Below are 16,899 nucleotides of genomic sequence, written 5' to 3'. Positions count from 1 at the left end.
CGCCGCGCCTGCGCCTCGCTGAAGGAGCCGTTCAGACCATGAGCCAAGGCAACCCCGAATCCGTTTCCGGCGCAAAACCCCTTTCCGGCCCGGAACCCCTTTCCGGTAAAGTCGTCACCGTGCTGGGCGGCACTGGATTTCTCGGCAGGCATCTGGTGCAGGAACTGTTCGAACGCGGAGCCCGCGTCCGCATCGCCAGCCGCAACCCGGACAAGGCCTGGGCAATCAAGCCGCTCGGCAACCTCGGCCAGATCCAGTTCGCCCGGGTGGACGTGACCAAGCTGGATTCGCTGGCGCGGGTGCTGGCCGGGTCGGATGCCGTCGTGAACCTCGTGGGTGCCTTCACCGGCGATCTCGATGCAGTCCAGGGCCGCGGTGCCGGACGGATCGCGGCAGCCGCCAAGGCAGCCGGAGCGCAGGCCCTCGTGCATGTCTCGGCAATTGGCGCCGATGCCGGGTCGGATGTGGCCTATGCCCGCACCAAGGCCGAAGGCGAACAGGCCGTCCTTTCCGAATTTCCTGACGCCACGGTAATCCGCCCCTCGATCCTGTTCGGGCCTGACGACAATTTCGTGATGATGTTCGGCAGTCTCATCGCCCGCGCCCGGGTTCTGCCCGTGTTCGCCCCCGAGGCGAAACTTCAGCCGGTATTTGTCGACGATGTCGCCGATGCGATTGCCGTCGCCCTGACCTCCCCCGAGGTGCATGGCAGCAAGACTTTCGAACTGGCCGGGCCCGAAGTGATCTCGATGCTCGATCTCAACACGCGAATCATGGTTGCCGAGAACCGCGAACGCACGCTGATGCCCATGCCGGACGCCCTGGCAGGCCTGATCGCCGCCCTGCCCGGCACGCCGATCAGCACCGATCAGTTGAAGCTGCTCAAGGCTGGCAGCATCGCCAGCGGCTTGCTGCCGGGGCTTGCCGAACTGGGCGTGGCCGCGCGGCCCCTGGGCCTGTTCCTCGATCGCTGGATGACCCAGTTCCGCGAGCACGGCCGTTTCGGGGCCAAGCCCGCCCGCACCTGATCCCCTCCTCGGGTCACAGACGAGAAAGGGCCGCCCGAACGGACGGCCCTTTTCTCATGAACCGGAAGCGAGCCCCTCAGGCGTCGACTTCGGCGTAGTGGCTCGGCGGCTGGATCACTTCCATACGTTCGCTGAGCAGCGGACGGAACGAGGGGCGCGACTTCATCACCAGGTACCAGCCGCGCGCCTGCTCGTGGCTCGACCAGTCGAGGCCGCCGAGATAATCCGCCACGGAAATCTGCGCCGCCGCGGTGAGATCCGCCAGGGTCATCGTCGACCCCGCGAGCCAGGGGCGATTGTCGATCAAATAGTCGATGTAATCGAGGTAATCGTGCGCGAGCTTCATGGATTCGCGCAGGATCTTGGCATCGGGCGACTGGCGCAGGACCAGCCGCTTCTTCATGCGTTCGTGCAGCAGCGGACCCGAGACGTCGTTGAAGAAGTTTTCGTCGAACATGGCGACCAGACGGCGGATTTCCGCCCGCTGCTGCGCGGTTCCGCTGATCTGCGGGTTCCGGTCCACGGTCTCCTCGAAGTATTCGCAGATCGCTCGGCTGTCCGACAGGACGATATTGCGCTCCGCCTCGCGCACGACCGGCGTGCGGCCCGCCGGGTTCATCGCGAAAAGCCTGTCCTCCCCCTCCCACGGACGTGCGGTCTGGAGTTCGTAGGCGATGCCCTTCTCGGCCATCAGCAGCCGGACCTTGCGGCTAAAGGGGCAGAGCGGGAACTGGAAGATGTGCCACATGGCGATTTTGAATGCCAAACCCGCCCGCCAGCGTCCACCCCGCCGCCCGAACGAAGCCTTCGGCAGAGTGCCTGCGAGCGCGAAATCGCGTGGATAACTGCCCGCCTTGCCGCTGCGGCGGGATGAGGGCGGGCAGCGCGATCATCCCGCGCGCGACAGTGGCTGCCCGCCAAGCACGGGCGCCATCGCCGCCAGCTTGGCTTCGATCCCGCGCCAGAGCCGCCCCAGGGCAAGATCGGCCGGGGTGCCCCCGGCAAACTCGGCAAGCGGGCGGCGGTGAACGGAGCATCGCTCGATCGCGCTCGCCATCGGCACTTGCGGCCAGCCCAGCGCCTCTCCGCAGGCAAGGTCGCGGTGCAGGCGGCGGCGCATGTCGGTCATCGAGAGGACCGGCAGGATCGGCGCATGGCGTGTGTGGTGCCGCAGCAATTCGCGCCGCACCATGTCGAGCGCGCGGCGGGCCAACGGCGATGGCGGCAGCGGCACGATGACAAGATCGGCGGCGGCGATCACCTGTTCGGTCACCTCGTTCATGCCGGCGGGGCAATCGAGCACGATGCGTTCGTATTCGCAGCGCAGCCGCGTGGTCATGGCGGCGAGACGCCGCCGCTGGCCGAGCCGGGCCAGTTGCAGCGGCAGGCTGCGCAAGCTGTCATCCGCGCAGATCAGCGAAAGGCGGTCGACATGGGTGGGGCGCACGAGGTGCTGCGGCTTGCCATCCCGCTGGAACACCGCGGCCGCGCCCGCCGGCAGGTGCGCAACCTTGGCCGGTTCATGACCGAGCACCCAGCCCGCGCCCCCCTGCATGTCGAGATCCCAGAGCAGCGTCTCGCGCGCGCCATGCACGGCAAAGCGCCAGGCGAGATCGACCGCGAGCGTGGTTTTGCCGACGCCGCCCTTGATGCTGTAGACCGCAATGACTGCCATGCGCGTCTCCATGGTAACGATGCCGTGAAGGACATCCCCGGGAATCCACGCGGACCCGCCGCATGGACTGGGAAAGGATCATGCGCCGTTCCCGCCGGGATGCAATTGCCCTTGGCGGTATGCAATCCATTCCGGATCAATCTCTTGCCCGGCACCCGCGCGGCGCCCCAGCACCGGTGCGATATTCACCGCTGAATGTCCTGCCCGCGATTGACCCTGCCGCGCGCCGGGCCGACATCTCTGCACGCAAATCCAGCCCCCCCCGTTTACCGGACAACCGCAAGGGAAGCTTACATGTTCAGCCACATCTGCGTCGGCAGCAACGACCTCGCCGCCGCCAAGACCTTCTACGACGCCGTGTTCGCCACCATGGGCGCGACGCCGCTGATGACCGACCCAGCCGGCGGGCGGCTTGCTTACGGCCACAACGGGTCCAATTTCATGGTCGTCAGCCCGCTCGACGGCAAGGCGGCGACGTTCGCCAATGGCGGCACCGTGGGCTTTTCGATGGACAGCCCCGAAGCGGTCGACGCCTGGCACGCTGCGGGCTGCGCGGCGGGCGGACTGAGCTGCGAGGATGCGCCGGGACCGCGCGAATTCCCGTTCGGCACGCTCTACCTCGCCTACTTGCGCGATCCCGACAACAACAAGCTCTGCGCGATGTACCGCATGGGCTGACCGGCCTTGTGCACCGGCCCGCGCAAGCGACGCGGGCCGGGCCTCATGGGAGCGACATGATGATCCTCAAGAGCCTGCGCCTCGGCACCAATGACCTTGAGAAGGCACGCGAATTCTACGACGCGACGTTCGCCGCGCTCGGCGTGGGGCCATGCCAGTCGACGCCCGAATGGCCGATCGTGCTGTGGGATGTCGAAGGCTTCAAGTTCATGCTCGGCCCGGCCCGCGACGGCAATCCGGCGCCCCATGCCAACGGCGGAACTGTGCTGTTCGAAGCCCCCGACGAAGCCACCGTGCGCGCCTGGCATGCGGCTGGCCTTGCCCATGGCGGCACCTGCGAGGGCGCGCCCGAAGCCAAACCGCAGGCTCGCGGCGCTTTCGGGGCCTACATGCGCGATCCCGACGGCAACAAGCTGGGAATCTACTGCGGGCTCAAGGTCGGCTGACAAGGGGGGCTGGAGGGCGCTTGGCAGGCATGTCCCCCTCCGGCCGAGAGGGTCCATCCGCAACGGTGACAATTCCCCGTCACCGCATGCCGGCATAATATCGACAACCAGCGAAATTGCCCTCGTTGTCCGGGAAAGCGCGTCATTGTCGCCAGCAGCCCCCGCTACACCCCCCGCAACTTCCTGCAGAACAGCTTCCTGACCAGCCGGTCCTCGAGAATGCGGCCAATGATGTAAAGCGCCGCGAAGAATGCCGCAAAGACGTAGGCCGAGGTCGGCGAATGCTTCTTGTCGGCGCCCTTTTCCTTGTCCTTTTTAGCATCAGGCTTTTCGGGCTCCGGAGCGCCGAGGAACTTGTCGATCGGGTTCATCGCCGCCGGCGGCTTCTTGTCGTCCTTCTTGTCACCCGCTTCCTTGCCCGCCTCTGCCGCGGGGCTTTCCAGCTTGCCCAGCGCCACCGTCAACTGCCCGAAGGCGAGGAACAGCAGCGGGGCGAGGAAGCAGAACAGCAGCGCCCGGCTGGTGAGATTGTAGCGCAGCACCGATCCCGTCCCGTCCTGCTCGATCCGGAGCACGCCGCCGTCAAAGACCGACATCTTGTCCTGCGCGGCCTGGTCCTTCTTGCTGAAGGTCAGGGTATCGCCGCTGCGCTGGTGACTGGTGCCGCTTTCGCCGAACAAGGGCTCCAGCCGGTCAAAGGCCTCCTCGCCCGATTGCTGCGGGGCAAGGGCAAGAGTGCCCCGGACATGCCAGATCCAGTCGATGAAACGCGCGCGCATGCGATCTCCGTTGGCGCCCTTGCGGCGCGCCGGTTCGAGGTCCGCCGGCCCGGTGGGGGCCGGCGGATGCAGGGGATGGACAAAAGGAAAGCGGGCGCGCCGGGAGCGCGCCCACGCGGATCATTCGGCAGGAACGGCGGCAGGTTCCTGGTGGCGGACCTTTTCCTTCAGCGTCTTCCAGCCTTCCGTGAAAGTGTAAGTCATCTGCTCGCGGATCGACATGCGGCGGCCGCCTTCCATGCCGAGCAGTTCGGCCTCACCATCGACGCAAGTCCCGAAGATGCGGTCGATGAAGACGAAGGTATTGGAATAGTTGCTGCGGCTCGCCTCGTAATCGCGCGAGTGATGGACGCTGTGATGCTCGGTGGTGTTGAACAGGAAGCGCCACCAGCGCGGCGTGTTGAAACGCACGTTGATATGCTGGTAGGTGCTGATCGCCATGCCGAAGGTCCCGGCCAGCATCGCGGCGCGCGGAAGGAAATCAAAGAAGCCGCCAATGCCCAGGCCAATCAGGAACAACTCGGTGGGGTTGCCCACCGCGCCCTTGTTGATGTTGAGCTGGGTGATGTAGTGGTGCACCGAATGGGTCAACCACAGCGGGTACCAGTTGTGCATGCCCCGGTGCATCCAGTACTGCCCGAAATCGAAGATGAAGGCGATCAGGAACGCCTGGAGCAGCAGCGGCAGGCCGGTGAACCAGCTGAACTTCTCCCAGTTGAAGGCATGCTGGATCGCCTCGATCATCACGCCGTCGCCGATGTAGTTGTCGACCAGCCGCAGCGCGGTATAGCCAAGTCCGACATAGAACAGGTCGGTGGTGAATTCCTTCCAGGTCAGCCGCCAGCTTTCGTAGCGGGGAAAGAAGTACTCCATCGTCAGCAACAGCACCTTGAAGCCGATGCCGATGCCGATCGCGGTCGATGCCTTGGCGATGGAATTGGGCGCGTAGTACCAGAAGGCAAGCAGTCCGAAGAGCACGGTGGGCTGAAACCAGGTGAAAAACAGCTGCTTGAAGGGCCCGCCTTCGACGCGCGGGATGTTCTCCCATCCCACCGTCACCGGTGATTGCGTGCCGATCAGCCTCTTGCCAACGAGAACTCCGTCCATACGCCTGCCCTTCGCATCAATTTCGTATTAATCGGCTACCCACTTCAGTAATACTAATTGAGAGTATGGTAATACGGACTCGCCGCAAGGTCTACTGGATTATGACGATGTTGCCGCGCAACATCCAGATACGACATGTCACCGCTCGAGACTGGCGGATTTCCGCAAGATTCTGAGCGCCCTTTGGCAAGTCTGACCATATGATCCGGGCGTTTTGTAAGGTCATGGTGCTGGCGCGGGGGCGTTTCCGGCACGCAAAATCGCACATGTGCGAATGCGAAACGAATCGCTCCGCAGGGACCGAATGCGGCCCGCGGCGCGCCCGGCTTTCACCGGGACAACGCACCATAACCAGCTTGGGAATGCGGGGGAATTTTGCGCCATTCGGCCGCGAAGGGCCGCCCGGCCCGTCCGCGTCTGGAGCAGTCCACGCCGCCTAGGAAACGCCCTAACGCGAGAGCAGAAACACCGCGTGTTCGGCGCGGAAGTTGGCCGCCGCCGCGCTGCACTGCTTGTCGCCCGAGAGGAACCAGGCGCCTTCCACCTTGATCCCGCGCTCCTTCACCAGTTCGCGGAAATCCTCGACAGTGAGGTGGTGGATGTTCGGCGTCGCATACCAGGGGATCGGCAGCAGGCGCGTCACCGGCATCCGCCCGCCCCACAGCAACGAGAGCCGCACGCGCCAGTGCGCGAAATTGGGGAAGCTGACAAAGGCGCGGCGGCCGATGCGCAGCAGTTCTTCCAGCACCACGTCGGGACGCATGGTCGTCTGCAAGGTCTGCGAGAGGATCGCGTAATCGACCGACTGGTCGGGATAGAAGGCCAGGTCCTTGTCGGCATCGCCCTGGATCACCGACAGGCCCTTGCCGACACAGAGGCCGACGTCGGCGGAATCGAGTTCCATGCCGCGCGCGTCGCAGCGCTTGTCGTCGCGCAGGGCCTGCATCAAGGTGCCGTCGCCGCAGCCGACGTCGAGCACACGCGATCCCGGCGCAACATTGGCGGCGATCACCGCAAGGTCGGGGCGCAGCAGGCTCATCAATCCTGTTCCAGAATGGCGGCGAAGGGACCGGAGAGCTTTTCCATCAGCCGGTCGGGCCGTGCCAGCGGGGTGAAGCCGAGCTTTGCGTAGACGCCGTGCGCGTCCTTCGTGGCAAGGCCGAAGCGGCGCACGCCGGCATAGTCGGGATGCTCGACGAACCAGCGGGCAAGTTTGGTGCCGAGGCCCTGCCCGCGCACGCTCTCGTCCACCCAGACGTCGGCCAGCCAGGCGAAGCTGGCGCGGTCGGAAATGACGCGGGCAAACGCGACGATCGTACCATCCGGCAGGTAGGCGCCAAGGCAGTGCGAACCGGCAATCTGGCGCTCGACTTGCGCGCGCGCGATGTCCGGCGTCCAGTAGCTCGACGCCAGCCAGGCGTGGATGCGCGCGATATCCAGCCGCGAGGTGTCGTCGCTGAGTTCGATATCAGGCATTTGGGCGGCCTTCTCCCCGGCAGGTCTCACTCAGGAATCCTTCGACCACGCGGTCCAGCGCCGGCACGTCGAGCAGGAACGAGTCGTGCCCGTAAGGGGCGGACAGTTCGACGAAGCTCACCGGCAGCCCGGCGGCATTGAGCGCGTGGACGACATTGCGCGAATCCGCCGTCGGGTAGAGCCAGTCGGTATCGAAGCTGACGAGGCAGAACCGCGCCTTCGACTTGGCGAAAGCGTTGGCGAGCAGGCCCCCATGCTCCTCGGCAAGGTCGAAGTAGTCCATCGCGCGGGTGATGTAGAGGTACGAGTTCGCATCGAAGCGGTCGGTAAAGGCCAGCCCCTGATAGCGCAGGTAGGACTCGATCTGGAAATCGGCGTCGAAGCCGAAAGTCTTTTCCTCGCGGTCCTGCAGGCGGCGGCCGAACTTCTCGGTGAGGCCCGCTTCCGACAGGTAGGTGATATGCGCGGCCATGCGCGCGACGGAGAGGCCCTTCTCCGGCCCTTTGCCGTGATCGTAGTATGCGCCGTCGCGCCATTCGGGATCGGCCATGATCGACTGGCGGCCCACTTCGTGGAAGGCGATGTTCTGGGCCGAGTGGCGCGCGGTGGAGGCGATTACCAGCGCCGCGCGGGTGCGGTCGGCAAAGTTGGCGGCAAGGCTCAGCGCCTGCATCCCGCCCATCGATCCGCCGACGACGGCATAGAGGCTCTCGATCCCCAGCGCGTCCAGCAGGGCGACGTGGCCGCGCACCATGTCGCGCACGGTGATGACCGGGAAACGCATGCCCCAGGGCTTGCCGTCTTCGGCAAGGCTGGCCGGGCCGGTGGAGCCCATGCAGGAGCCGATGACATTGGCGCAGATCACGAAGAAACGGTCGGTGTCGATCGGCTTGCCGGGGCCGACCATGCGCACCCACCAGCCGGGCTTGCCGGTCTTGGGGTGGTTGGAGACGACGTGGTGGTCCCCGGTCAGCGCGTGGCAGATCAGGATCGCGTTGTCTTTAGCCGCATTCAGCGTGCCGTGCGTCTCGTAGGCGATGCGCGCATCGGGAAGGCTCTGCCCGCCATCGAGCGGGAGCGGCTGGGTCAGTTCAAGAACCTGACTGGAGTCGGTGATCTGCGTGCTTGCCATGATGAACTGAGCCAAGTGGGGGACCGCCTGCCCGCTGTCAATTGTTCTGGCCGGTTTGAAAAGTGCGTGAGTGCGCATTTTCGTTACCGCGCGAAGTTCTCAATCCGCGTTTCGGGGGCCATTCGCCCTCTGTCCATCGCGCGCCTGCTGGGCTAATAGCCCGCCCATCATGACCGACAGCCAGACCATCGTCACTCGCCAAGCCCCGCAGCCCAAGCCGTGGATCGACGCGATCCATGCCTATGTGCCCGGCAAGTCGAAAGGCAAGGACGGCAAGCCGCTGATCAAGCTCTCGGCCAACGAGAACCCGCTCGGCACCAGCGCCCGCGCCCTTGAGGCGCGGGCACAGGCCCCGGCGCTCTATCCCGATCCGGACAGCACCGCATTGCGCGCCGCCATCGCGGCGAAGCACGGGCTCGATGCCGCCCGCGTGGTGATGGGCACCGGCTCCGACGAACTGCTCAACCTTGCAGCACAAGGCTATGCGGGGCTCGGCGACGAAGTGATCTACGTGCGCTATGGCTTCTCGGTCTACGACATCGCCGCGCGCCGCTGCGGCGCCACGCCGATTGTCGCCCCCGATGCCGACTACGGCACCGATGTCGACGCGCTGCTGGCCCTGGTCACCGACAAGACCCGCGTGGTCTTTGTCGCCAATCCCAACAACCCGACCGGCTCCTACCTGCCGGGGGGCGAGATCGCGCGCCTCCACGCCGGGCTTCCGGCCGACGTGCTGCTGGTGCTCGACCAGGCTTACGGCGAATATGTCGCGCCCGAGGATGACGACGGTTCGCTGGCGCTGGCCGCCGCGCACGACAACGTGCTGGTCACGCGCACCTTCTCGAAGATCTTCGGCCTTGCAGGAGAACGCATCGGCTGGGCCACCGGCGCGCCGGGACTGGTCGCCACGCTCAACCGCATTCGCGGGCCGTTCAACGTCTCGGCCACCGGGCAGGCGATGGCGCTGGCCGCGCTCGGGGACGATAGCTTCGTCGAGGCCAGCCGCGTCCACAACCGCGACGAGCGCGCCCGCTTCGTCAGCAAGCTGACCGCGCTCGGCAACCACGGGCTGCGTCCGCTGCCCAGCCAGGCGAACTTCGTGCTGGTGCTGTTCGAAGGCGCGCTGAGTGCCGAGGCCGCGTTCGACGGCCTGGCGGACCGCGGCTACATCGTGCGCTGGCTGCCGGGTCAGGGCCTGCCGCAAGCGCTGCGCATCACCATCGGCAAGCCGGAAGACATGGACGCGATCGCCGCGGCCTTGCGCGAGATGGCGGAAGCAACCAAGTGAGCTTCAGCACTATCGCGATCATCGGGCTTGGCCTTCAGGGCGGCTCCATCGGCCTTGCGGTCAAGGCCTACCTGCCCCGCGCCCGCACCACCGGCTACGATGTCAGCCCCGCCCACCGCGCCCGCGCCGCCGAGCGCGGACTGGTGGACGAAGTCTGCGAGACGCCTGCGGACGCCGTGCGCAATGCCGATCTGGTGATCTTCTGCGTACCGCCCGGCGCCATGGGCATGGCCGCCGAGCAAGTCCGCGAGGCACTGCCCGCGCATTGCCTCGTCAGCGATGTCGGTTCCAGCAAGCAGGCGATCGCCCGCGACCTTGGCGCGGCGCTGCCCGATCACATGGTGATCCCCGCGCACCCCGTTGCCGGCACCGAGAACTCCGGTCCCGACGCCGGATTCGCGCACCTGTTCCGCAACCGCTGGTGCATCGTCACCCCGCCTGCCACCACCGACATGCTCAAGCTGAGCGATCTCGTCGGCTTCTGGGAGGCCCTCGGCGCCAATGTCGAGATCATGACGCCCGAGCATCACGACCTCGTACTCGCCGTCACCAGTCACCTGCCGCACCTCATCGCCTATACCATTGTCGGCACCGCCTCCGACCTCGAGGACGTGACGCAGAGCGAGGTCATCAAGTATTCGGCAGGCGGCTTCCGCGACTTCACGCGCATCGCCGCTTCCGACCCGACGATGTGGCGCGACGTGTTCCTGTCCAACAAGGATGCGGTGCTGACGATGCTCCAGCGCTTCACCGAGGACCTAACCGCGCTGCAACGCGCGATCCGCGTGGGCGACGGCGACATGCTGTTCGACCAGTTCAAGCGCACCCGCGCGATTCGCCGCTCGATCATCGAGGAAGGGCAGGACGATTCCCGCCCCGACTTCGGGCGCAACGATCACGAAAACGAGAAGTAACGGGCAAATCGCAGGCCTGCGCGGCACTCGTCCGGGTGCCGCCGCCTGAAACGCTCAGCCTCCCGCCGCAGCCCCCTCGGCCGCCGAGTAGTGCGGGTTCAATGCATTGATCGCCGCTTGCACGCGCGTCTCGATCTCCTCGCGCGGGAGTCCGGTCTCGATACGCGCGCCGAAGCGCATCACCACGGTGCCGGGTTTCTTCCAGCGCCGATGGTAGAACCGCCCGGAATCGACCGCCACCGGCACCACCGGCAGGTTCACCAGCTTGTAGATCCCGGCAAAGCCGGATTGCAACGGCGCCACGACACCGCTGCGCACGCGGGTGCCTTCGGGGAAGATCGCCAGCGGACGGCCCTGCGCCGCGAAACCGCGCGCCGAGGAAACCATCGCCCTGAGCGCCTTGGCCCCTTCCTCGCGCGAGACGGTGACGGCGCCGTAGTGGCTTGCCGCCCAGCCCCAGCCGGGAATGTCCATCAGTTCGGCCTTGGGGAACGGCACCGGCAGGCGCAGCAGCATCGGCAGGTCGATCGCTTCGAAGAAACTCTCGTGGCGCAGCGCCACCAGCACGCCGCCTTCCGGCACCTCGCCCTCGATCCGCAGCCCGATGCCCAGGATCCAGCGGCAGCACAGGCGGTGGAAATGCGCCCAGCCGCGCACGCGCGCGCGCATCGGCCCGTCGCCGATCAGCGAGGCCAGCCAGACCAGCATCACGCAGACCATCGTGCCGGGATAGAACACCAGGTAGAACACCAGGCTGCGGATCACGTCGAGCGGGGTGGCAGGCGTATCCGGCGTGATTTCGGGCGAATTGCGGGTCAAGATTTCTTCCAGGGAGGACTGTTCCAGGTATCGAGCGCCATGCGCCCGATGTACTTGTGGAATTCGAGAAAGAGGATGCCGAGGCTGGGGTGCGAGGGCACCGCATCCGCGCGGATGACCACGCCCTTGGGCAGTTCGCGCGCCAGTTCGTAGGCGGCGCGCCGCATGTGCCAGTCGGCGGTGACCAGCCGGACCGAGCGGACCTTGTGGCGGATGATCCAGTCTTCCGCTTCCAGCGCGTTGGAGCGGGTGTCGTAGGCCTCGTACCCCAGCGTGATGCAGCACTTCATCAGCGCATCGGGAATACGGTACTGGGCCGCCAGTTCGCCGGGGCGCACCTCGCGGTCGACACCCGAGATCAGCAGGCGCGGCGCGCCCTTGTGGGCCAGCACCGCCAGCGAGCGCTCGATCCGCCCGCGGCTGCCGGTGAGCACGATCACGGCATCGGTACGTTCGGACAGCGGCAGGGGATCCGGCAGCGCAACGGCAAACCAGATGAAGCCGAACAGCCAGAACAGCAGCAGGAAGGCAGCGGTACGACGGAACATGAGCGAGCTACGTTACAAATCCGTGGGCACTATAGCATCTTGCGCAAGGCATGCAGCACTGTGAAACGCGCCGTCAGCATCGCCAGCACAGTGGAGAGCAGCGGCACCAGCGCCAGCAGCAACCAGTCGGTCCAGACCAGCGCGCCGCTGTCCACCATGCCGGCGCCGAGGCCGCCGAAACGCCGCCCGATCGAGAGGATCACCACCATCGCCAGTGCCAGCCCGACCGCGCCGCCGCCCGCCGCGTCGAGCCCGATCGAGCGCTGGAATACCCGCGCGACCTGGGCATCGGTGCCGCCGAGCAAGTGGACGATCTCGATCACCTCGCGGTTGGCGCCCAGCGCCGAGCGCGCCGCCAGCAGGACCGCCGCCGCCAGTGCAAAGGCCAGGAGCGCCACCAGGGCGATCGCCAGGACCTGCAGCGAGACCATCGCGTCGAACACCGGCTTCAGCCAGCTGGCCTGGGCATCGATGCGGGCCGAGGGGGCGACCGGGGCCAGCACCGTTTCCAGCGCCTTCAGCCGCTCGGGCGTGGCGGCTCCGTTCAGCCGCACGTCGATCAGCGCGGGCACCGGGATGGCCGAGCCGGTGCTGCCGGGCGCCGCGATCTCGGTACCCAGCCAGGGTTCGATCAGCGCATCGAGCTCGGCCTGAGGAACCTGCCTGAGCCCGGCGATGCGCGGCTGGCGCTTGAGGGCATCGATCGCCGCGCGGGTCTCGCGCGCCCGCACGTCCGCGCGCGGTTCGAGCAGCTGGACGGTCACCCCGCCCTCGATCTCGGCGCGGGCGGAGGTTACCGCATTACCGATGGCAAGCCCGGCGGCAAGCGCGATGGCGGTCAGCGCCACCATGATCGCGATCACCCAGGGCATCGGCCCTGCCATGCGCGCCTGCGGCACCAGTTCGGCGCTGCGCACGCCGAGCCGCCGCCAGCCGAGCCGCGGGGCGCCGTCCGCCGGAGCCTTGGCGAAGATCATGCCGGTTTCCTCGGCGGATAGCGCAGCGCCCCGGTGGGATCGGAGAGCCGCCCGCGATCGAGCCGCATGATCAGGCTGTCCGACACCTTGCGCAGCAGGTCGAGATCGTGGGTGGCGACCACCACCGTCGTCCCCTGCCGGTTGAGCATCTCGAACAGACGCATGAGCTTTTGCGCCATCTCGGGATCGACGTTGCCGGTCGGCTCGTCGGCCACCAGCATCGCGGGCCGGGCGATCACCGCGCGGGCGATGGCGACGCGCTGCTGTTCGCCGCCCGAAAGCGTGGCGGGCCGCGCATCCAGCCGATCGGCCAGGCCCACCCATTCGAGGATGTCGCGCACCGGCCCGAAGATGTCGCGCTCCTGATGCCCGGCGACACGCAAGGGCAGCGCCACGTTGTCGAAGGCGGACAAGTGCGGGATCAGGCGGAAGTCCTGGAACACCACGCCGATCCGCCGCCGCAGCACCGGCAGGCGCGCACGCGGCAATGTAATGGCATCGGTGCCGAACATGCGGATCGCCCCGCGCGAGGGGCGCTGGGAGAGATAGAGCAAGCGCAGCAACGAGGTCTTGCCGGCGCCGCTTGCCCCGGTGAGGAAATAGAAACGTCCGGCGAACAGCGTGAAGGTCAGGTCGCTCAGCACCTCGCGATCGGTGCCATAGCGCAGGCCGACATTGTCAAAATGGATGATTTCGCCGTCCGCGGTCATGCTCGTCTGGTCTAAAAGCCTAATCAGGGGACAAGTCGATCCGAACGGGCGACTATCCACACCTAACCCGCATTCAGTGTGGAAAAAAGAGCGCTCCGGCCTGTGCCCACAGGTCTGGCGCTTGTCGGGGGCGAGTCAGTCGTGCTTATAGTTTCGAGACCATGATTATCGCCTGCCCCGCTTGCTCTACGCGTTATGCCGTGCCGGACAGCGCGGTCGGTATCGATGGCCGCACCGTGCGCTGCGCCAAGTGTCGCCACAGCTGGTTCCAGGAAGGCCCCGCCATCGACAGCGCGATGGAGACGGCCGGCGCCGCGCCAGCAGTCCCGGCAACATCGCAGCAGCCGGTCGCCGCGCGGCCCGAACCCGCGCCCGCGCAGGCCGCTCCTGCCGCCGTTCAGCCTGCCGCCCCGCAGCATGGCTCCGCACAGCCTGCCTATGCCCACGCGGCCGAGCCCGCGCCGGGCTTCTCGATCCCGCCGCGAATGCCCGCCGTGCGGGTGCCCTCACCGGCAGCGCCCTCACCGGAAGCCGCGCCGGAACCGGAAAGCGATCCGGTCGCCGCGCCGGTCGGCACCGCATCCGCCGCGCGCAAGGCTGCCGGCTACTACGACGACACCACCGCGCCGCACTATGCCGACGAGGGGCCGTCGAGCTTCGATTTCGCGCCGCCGTTCCGCCCGCGCCGCAACTGGGCCAAGCTGGCGACGATCGCCTCGGTGGTGTTTGCCGGGGCGACGCTGGCACTGACCGGCGCGGTCGCTTTCGGCGGCCTGCCCGACTGGCTGCCGATCCCGACGCAGACCTTCTCGAAGGCCCCCGCCGACCTCCAGCTGGACTTCCCGCGCAAGCGCCAGGACCGCAAGCCCCTGCCCGATGGCAGCGAGTTCTTCTCGGTCTCCGGCACGATCAGCAATACCGGCAGCGAGACCCGCTACGTGCCCTCGCTGCTGGTGGCGCTGCGCGACAAGCGCGACCGCATCGTCTACGAAAAGGAACTCGTCCCCTCCAAGCGCAAGCTGAAGCCGGGCGAGGCGATCACCGTCAACGAAGCGCTGACCGACATTCCCAAGTCCGCTGCCGCCGCCGAGATCGGCTGGAAGCCCGACTGACCCCACACGGGCCGGAGGCGGCCTCGCGGTAGCCCGGCGGGCAGAGCCTCCACCGAGCCCCTCCGTTCCCGCCGCTGACCTGCCGCCCCCGGCACTCTATCGCTCGATAGCGGCAGGTTTTTCCCTGCGCCCTGCGAACCCTGCCGCACGCCCGCGTAATGCTGCCCATTTCGGCACAGCCCGCCCCCGGACCGGCAAATCTTGCCGCATGTTGCGACACCCCTGTCAAATAATTCGCGCGCCCTGCACCGACCATCGCGCCCCCTTCCTAGAAGAGTCATGCGGACCTGAAGAAACAGGATCGCACGCGGACCGGCGTACTCCGGTTCAGGCCGCAGAACTCGGCCTCACCATTCAAGAAGGAATGAACCAATGGCGTTTTCCGTCAACACCAATGCCGGTGCAATGGCTGCTCTGCAGTCGCTGAATGCTACCAACCGCTCCATGGAAACCACCCAGAGCCGCATCAACACTGGTCTGAACGTTGCTTCGACCAAGGACGATTCGGCCAAGTACACTGTCGCCCAGACCCTGCGTGGCGACCAGGGTGGTCTCACCGCGGTGACCTCGTCGCTCAACAACGCCAAGTCGGTTGTCGACGTCGCGGTTTCGGGCGCTGAGCAGATCTCGGACCTCATCAACGACATGAAGTCCAAGGCCTACGAAGCAGCTTCGGCCACCGACTCGGGCACCCTCGAAGCCCTCCAGAAGGACTACGACGGTCTCAAGTCGCAGATCGACTCGATCATCTCGTCGTCGGACTTCAACGGCGTCAACCTGCTCGACAGCAGCGGCGGCTCGGTGAGCTCGCTGCAGACGCTCGACACCGGCAACCTGCTGACTGTCTCCAGCGTCAACATCGGCGGCCTGTCGGGTGGTTCGGCCACCCTCAGCAGCCTGTCGGGCAGCTCGGACCTCGCTTCGGCCACCGCCGCAGCGTCGACCGTGGACAACCTCGACGCGCTGTCGGACGCTCTCAACACGCAGCTCTCGACGCTGGGTGCCAAGTCGCGTCAGATCGACGGCCAGCTGGAATTCACCAGCAACCTGAGCGACGTGATCGAAACCGGCATCGGTAACCTCGTCGACGCGGACCTCGCCAAGGAATCGGCGAAGCTGCAGGCCCTGCAGGTCCAGCAGCAGCTGGGCGTCCAGGCTCTGTCGATCGCCAACCAGGCGCCGCAGACGATCCTGTCGCTCTTCCGTTAAGGAAGACCGACGGCCTTTTCAGCCCCCAGGCGAAAGGCCGGAACGTCATGGAGGCCGGGGTGGTTCGCCGCCCCGGCCTCTTTTTTTGGGCGTTTCCCGGCCCCCGCGCCGAGGCTGCCCCGCCGCGCCCTTCTATAATAATCATGGCCCACCAATGGGGGAGCGGCCGTTTTCAAGCCGGAAATGGACCAAGATGCTTGATTTCCTAGACAACTGGAGCTTGCCCAAAAAGTTGTGGGCTGCCTTCTCCATCATCAATCTCATGATCGCCGCTGTCGGCATCAACGGCTACCTGGCCACCCGCGAGCTCAATGCGATCGCGCAGACCCACGTCGAGAAGGGCATCGGGGGGATGTCCGCGCTGGTCGACGTCATCAGCGACGTCAAGGAACTGCGGATCGTCGTCTATAGCTACTACAACGCCGCCAGCGCCGAGGACGCCGCCAAGCTGAACGAGCGTCTCGCCAAGGGCGAAGCCGCGCTCGACAAGTCGATCGAGGTCTTTGCCGGCGTTGCCGATCCCGCCTTCGATTCCGACATCGCCCTGCTGCGCCGCAACGCCCAGACGCTGAAGGAGGTCAACAAGCGCACCTTCGACTTGCGCACCCGCGGCGACTTCCCCGGCGCCATGGCGATGATCAAGAAGGAAGGCAAGGACGCCTCGCACGACACCATCGAGCAGACCGAGAAGCTGATCAGCACCCTGCGCGACAGCACCGCGGCCAAGGCCAAGGACGGCGACGCCGCGGCCGAGCAGGCAACCTTCCTCGCCATCGCTCTCGCCGGCATCAGCATGACCGGCATCGTCTTCATCTGGCTCCTGATCAACCGCTCGGTCGCAGCGCCGATGACGCGCATCGCCCATGTCACCACCTCGCTCGCCGAAGGCGGCCATGTCGACGTGCCCTACCGCGAACGCGGCGACGAGATCGGCGAGATCGCCGAGGCGGTCGAGCAGTTCCGCGTTGCCGCCCAGGCCCGCGCCGAGATCGACGCGCGCA

19 protein-coding genes are annotated in these 16,899 nt (G+C 66.6%); 8 read left to right on the top strand and 11 right to left on the bottom strand.

Annotation, left to right across the window (positions count from 1 at the left end; all coding sequences use genetic code 11):
* Positions 1-38 precede the first annotated feature (38 nt).
* Complete coding sequence (locus OKA11_RS08225; protein WP_267219751.1) at positions 39-1,028, top strand: complex I NDUFA9 subunit family protein; 990 nt, start codon at positions 39-41, stop codon at positions 1,026-1,028.
* Between the two features lie 76 nt (positions 1,029-1,104).
* Here the strand turns inward: OKA11_RS08225 and OKA11_RS08220 are convergent, their stop codons facing one another.
* Both OKA11_RS08220 and OKA11_RS08215 read right to left on the bottom strand, forming a co-directional pair.
* Positions 1,105-1,776, bottom strand: a complete 672-nt coding sequence (locus tag OKA11_RS08220) for a glutathione S-transferase family protein (RefSeq protein WP_142635589.1) — start codon at positions 1,774-1,776, stop codon at positions 1,105-1,107.
* Between the two features lie 141 nt (positions 1,777-1,917).
* Positions 1,918-2,703 (bottom strand): ParA family protein, encoded by a 786-nt coding sequence (locus OKA11_RS08215; protein ID WP_267219750.1) that lies wholly within the window; start codon positions 2,701-2,703, stop codon positions 1,918-1,920.
* A 294-nt stretch (positions 2,704-2,997) separates the two neighbouring features.
* Here OKA11_RS08215 and OKA11_RS08210 point away from each other — a divergent pair, with 294 nt between their 5' ends.
* Both OKA11_RS08210 and OKA11_RS08205 read left to right on the top strand, forming a co-directional pair.
* Positions 2,998-3,381 (top strand): VOC family protein, encoded by a 384-nt coding sequence (locus OKA11_RS08210; RefSeq protein ID WP_267219749.1) that lies wholly within the window; start codon positions 2,998-3,000, stop codon positions 3,379-3,381.
* Between the two features lie 56 nt (positions 3,382-3,437).
* Complete coding sequence (locus OKA11_RS08205; protein WP_267219748.1) at positions 3,438-3,827, top strand: VOC family protein; 390 nt, start codon at positions 3,438-3,440, stop codon at positions 3,825-3,827.
* Positions 3,828-3,991: 164 nt separating this feature from the next.
* On the opposite strand, the gene OKA11_RS08200 is transcribed toward OKA11_RS08205, so the two are convergent.
* The 5 genes from OKA11_RS08200 to metX all read right to left on the bottom strand — a co-directional run bounded on the left by OKA11_RS08200 (position 3,992) and on the right by metX (position 8,321).
* Entirely contained in the window at positions 3,992-4,606 is a 615-nt protein-coding gene (locus tag OKA11_RS08200) for a hypothetical protein (RefSeq protein WP_267219747.1), read from the bottom strand.
* 120 nt (positions 4,607-4,726) lie between these two features.
* The gene (locus OKA11_RS08195; RefSeq protein WP_267219746.1) at positions 4,727-5,713 is read right to left on the bottom strand and encodes a sterol desaturase family protein; all 987 of its coding nucleotides are present in this window, start codon (positions 5,711-5,713) and stop codon (positions 4,727-4,729) included.
* 448 nt (positions 5,714-6,161) lie between these two features.
* Entirely contained in the window at positions 6,162-6,752 is a 591-nt protein-coding gene (metW, locus tag OKA11_RS08190; RefSeq protein ID WP_267219745.1) for a methionine biosynthesis protein MetW, read from the bottom strand.
* The gene (locus OKA11_RS08185) at positions 6,752-7,189 is read right to left on the bottom strand and encodes a GNAT family N-acetyltransferase (protein ID WP_267219744.1); all 438 of its coding nucleotides are present in this window, start codon (positions 7,187-7,189) and stop codon (positions 6,752-6,754) included. The genes metW and OKA11_RS08185 overlap by 1 nt, the downstream gene beginning before the upstream one ends.
* Positions 7,182-8,321: a homoserine O-acetyltransferase MetX gene (metX, locus tag OKA11_RS08180; RefSeq protein WP_267219987.1), complete on the bottom strand. Its 1,140-nt coding sequence runs from the start codon at positions 8,319-8,321 to the stop codon at positions 7,182-7,184. Before metX ends, OKA11_RS08185 begins: the two co-directional genes overlap by 8 nt.
* A gap of 169 nt (positions 8,322-8,490) precedes the next feature.
* Between metX and hisC the strand changes: the two genes are divergently transcribed.
* Positions 8,491-9,609: a histidinol-phosphate transaminase gene (gene hisC / locus OKA11_RS08175; protein WP_267219743.1), complete on the top strand. Its 1,119-nt coding sequence runs from the start codon at positions 8,491-8,493 to the stop codon at positions 9,607-9,609.
* Positions 9,606-10,523: a prephenate/arogenate dehydrogenase family protein gene (locus OKA11_RS08170; RefSeq protein ID WP_267219742.1), complete on the top strand. Its 918-nt coding sequence runs from the start codon at positions 9,606-9,608 to the stop codon at positions 10,521-10,523. The genes hisC and OKA11_RS08170 overlap by 4 nt, the downstream gene beginning before the upstream one ends.
* A 54-nt stretch (positions 10,524-10,577) precedes the next feature.
* On the opposite strand, the gene OKA11_RS08165 is transcribed toward OKA11_RS08170, so the two are convergent.
* The 4 genes from OKA11_RS08165 to ftsE form a co-directional block, all read right to left on the bottom strand.
* Complete coding sequence (locus OKA11_RS08165) at positions 10,578-11,243, bottom strand: lysophospholipid acyltransferase family protein (RefSeq protein WP_267219986.1); 666 nt, start codon at positions 11,241-11,243, stop codon at positions 10,578-10,580.
* A 95-nt stretch (positions 11,244-11,338) separates the two neighbouring features.
* On the bottom strand, positions 11,339-11,890 hold the full coding sequence (locus OKA11_RS08160) for a YdcF family protein (protein ID WP_267219741.1): 552 nt from the start codon (positions 11,888-11,890) through the stop codon (positions 11,339-11,341).
* 29 nt (positions 11,891-11,919) lie between these two features.
* Entirely contained in the window at positions 11,920-12,867 is a 948-nt protein-coding gene (locus OKA11_RS08155) for a cell division FtsX domain-containing protein (protein ID WP_379489428.1), read from the bottom strand.
* Entirely contained in the window at positions 12,864-13,577 is a 714-nt protein-coding gene (gene ftsE, locus OKA11_RS08150; RefSeq protein ID WP_267219740.1) for a cell division ATP-binding protein FtsE, read from the bottom strand. The genes OKA11_RS08155 and ftsE overlap by 4 nt, the downstream gene beginning before the upstream one ends.
* Positions 13,578-13,738: 161 nt before the next feature.
* Here ftsE and OKA11_RS08145 point away from each other — a divergent pair, with 161 nt between their 5' ends.
* From OKA11_RS08145 to OKA11_RS08135, 3 genes are all read left to right on the top strand, one after another.
* A complete protein-coding gene (locus tag OKA11_RS08145; RefSeq protein ID WP_267219739.1) occupies positions 13,739-14,689 on the top strand; it encodes a zinc-ribbon domain-containing protein in 951 nt (316 codons plus the stop codon).
* A gap of 372 nt (positions 14,690-15,061) precedes the next feature.
* Positions 15,062-15,898, top strand: a complete 837-nt coding sequence (locus OKA11_RS08140; protein WP_267219738.1) for a flagellin — start codon at positions 15,062-15,064, stop codon at positions 15,896-15,898.
* Positions 15,899-16,091: 193 nt separating this feature from the next.
* A partial coding sequence (locus tag OKA11_RS08135) for an MCP four helix bundle domain-containing protein (RefSeq protein ID WP_267219737.1) occupies positions 16,092-16,899 on the top strand: 808 nt, incomplete at its 3' end.

Origin of the sequence: Novosphingobium clariflavum (genome assembly GCF_026420865.1) — a bacterium.
GTDB lineage: Bacteria > Pseudomonadota > Alphaproteobacteria > Sphingomonadales > Sphingomonadaceae > Novosphingobium > Novosphingobium clariflavum.
The sequence above is the reverse complement of the archived record's forward strand: the minus strand, read 5'-3'. Positions and strand labels throughout refer to the sequence as shown.

What these genes read in the sequence shown, in the direction of transcription:
- OKA11_RS08225 (WP_267219751.1), top strand. Translation starts at nt 39, where the DNA reads ATGAGCCAAGGCAACCCCGAATCCGTTTCCGGCGCAAAACCCCTTTCC.
- OKA11_RS08220 (WP_142635589.1), bottom strand. Translation starts at nt 1,776, where the DNA reads ATGTGGCACATCTTCCAGTTCCCGCTCTGCCCCTTTAGCCGCAAGGTC.
- OKA11_RS08215 (WP_267219750.1), bottom strand. Translation starts at nt 2,703, where the DNA reads ATGGCAGTCATTGCGGTCTACAGCATCAAGGGCGGCGTCGGCAAAACC.
- OKA11_RS08210 (WP_267219749.1), top strand. Translation starts at nt 2,998, where the DNA reads ATGTTCAGCCACATCTGCGTCGGCAGCAACGACCTCGCCGCCGCCAAG.
- OKA11_RS08205 (WP_267219748.1), top strand. Translation starts at nt 3,438, where the DNA reads ATGATGATCCTCAAGAGCCTGCGCCTCGGCACCAATGACCTTGAGAAG.
- OKA11_RS08200 (WP_267219747.1), bottom strand. Translation starts at nt 4,606, where the DNA reads ATGCGCGCGCGTTTCATCGACTGGATCTGGCATGTCCGGGGCACTCTT.
- OKA11_RS08195 (WP_267219746.1), bottom strand. Translation starts at nt 5,713, where the DNA reads ATGGACGGAGTTCTCGTTGGCAAGAGGCTGATCGGCACGCAATCACCG.
- metW (WP_267219745.1), bottom strand. Translation starts at nt 6,752, where the DNA reads ATGAGCCTGCTGCGCCCCGACCTTGCGGTGATCGCCGCCAATGTTGCG.
- OKA11_RS08185 (WP_267219744.1), bottom strand. Translation starts at nt 7,189, where the DNA reads ATGCCTGATATCGAACTCAGCGACGACACCTCGCGGCTGGATATCGCG.
- metX (WP_267219987.1), bottom strand. Translation starts at nt 8,321, where the DNA reads ATGGCAAGCACGCAGATCACCGACTCCAGTCAGGTTCTTGAACTGACC.
- hisC (WP_267219743.1), top strand. Translation starts at nt 8,491, where the DNA reads ATGACCGACAGCCAGACCATCGTCACTCGCCAAGCCCCGCAGCCCAAG.
- OKA11_RS08165 (WP_267219986.1), bottom strand. Translation starts at nt 11,243, where the DNA reads ATGGTCTGCGTGATGCTGGTCTGGCTGGCCTCGCTGATCGGCGACGGG.
- OKA11_RS08160 (WP_267219741.1), bottom strand. Translation starts at nt 11,890, where the DNA reads ATGTTCCGTCGTACCGCTGCCTTCCTGCTGCTGTTCTGGCTGTTCGGC.
- OKA11_RS08155 (WP_379489428.1), bottom strand. Translation starts at nt 12,867, where the DNA reads ATGATCTTCGCCAAGGCTCCGGCGGACGGCGCCCCGCGGCTCGGCTGG.
- ftsE (WP_267219740.1), bottom strand. Translation starts at nt 13,577, where the DNA reads ATGACCGCGGACGGCGAAATCATCCATTTTGACAATGTCGGCCTGCGC.
- OKA11_RS08145 (WP_267219739.1), top strand. Translation starts at nt 13,739, where the DNA reads ATGATTATCGCCTGCCCCGCTTGCTCTACGCGTTATGCCGTGCCGGAC.
- OKA11_RS08140 (WP_267219738.1), top strand. Translation starts at nt 15,062, where the DNA reads ATGGCGTTTTCCGTCAACACCAATGCCGGTGCAATGGCTGCTCTGCAG.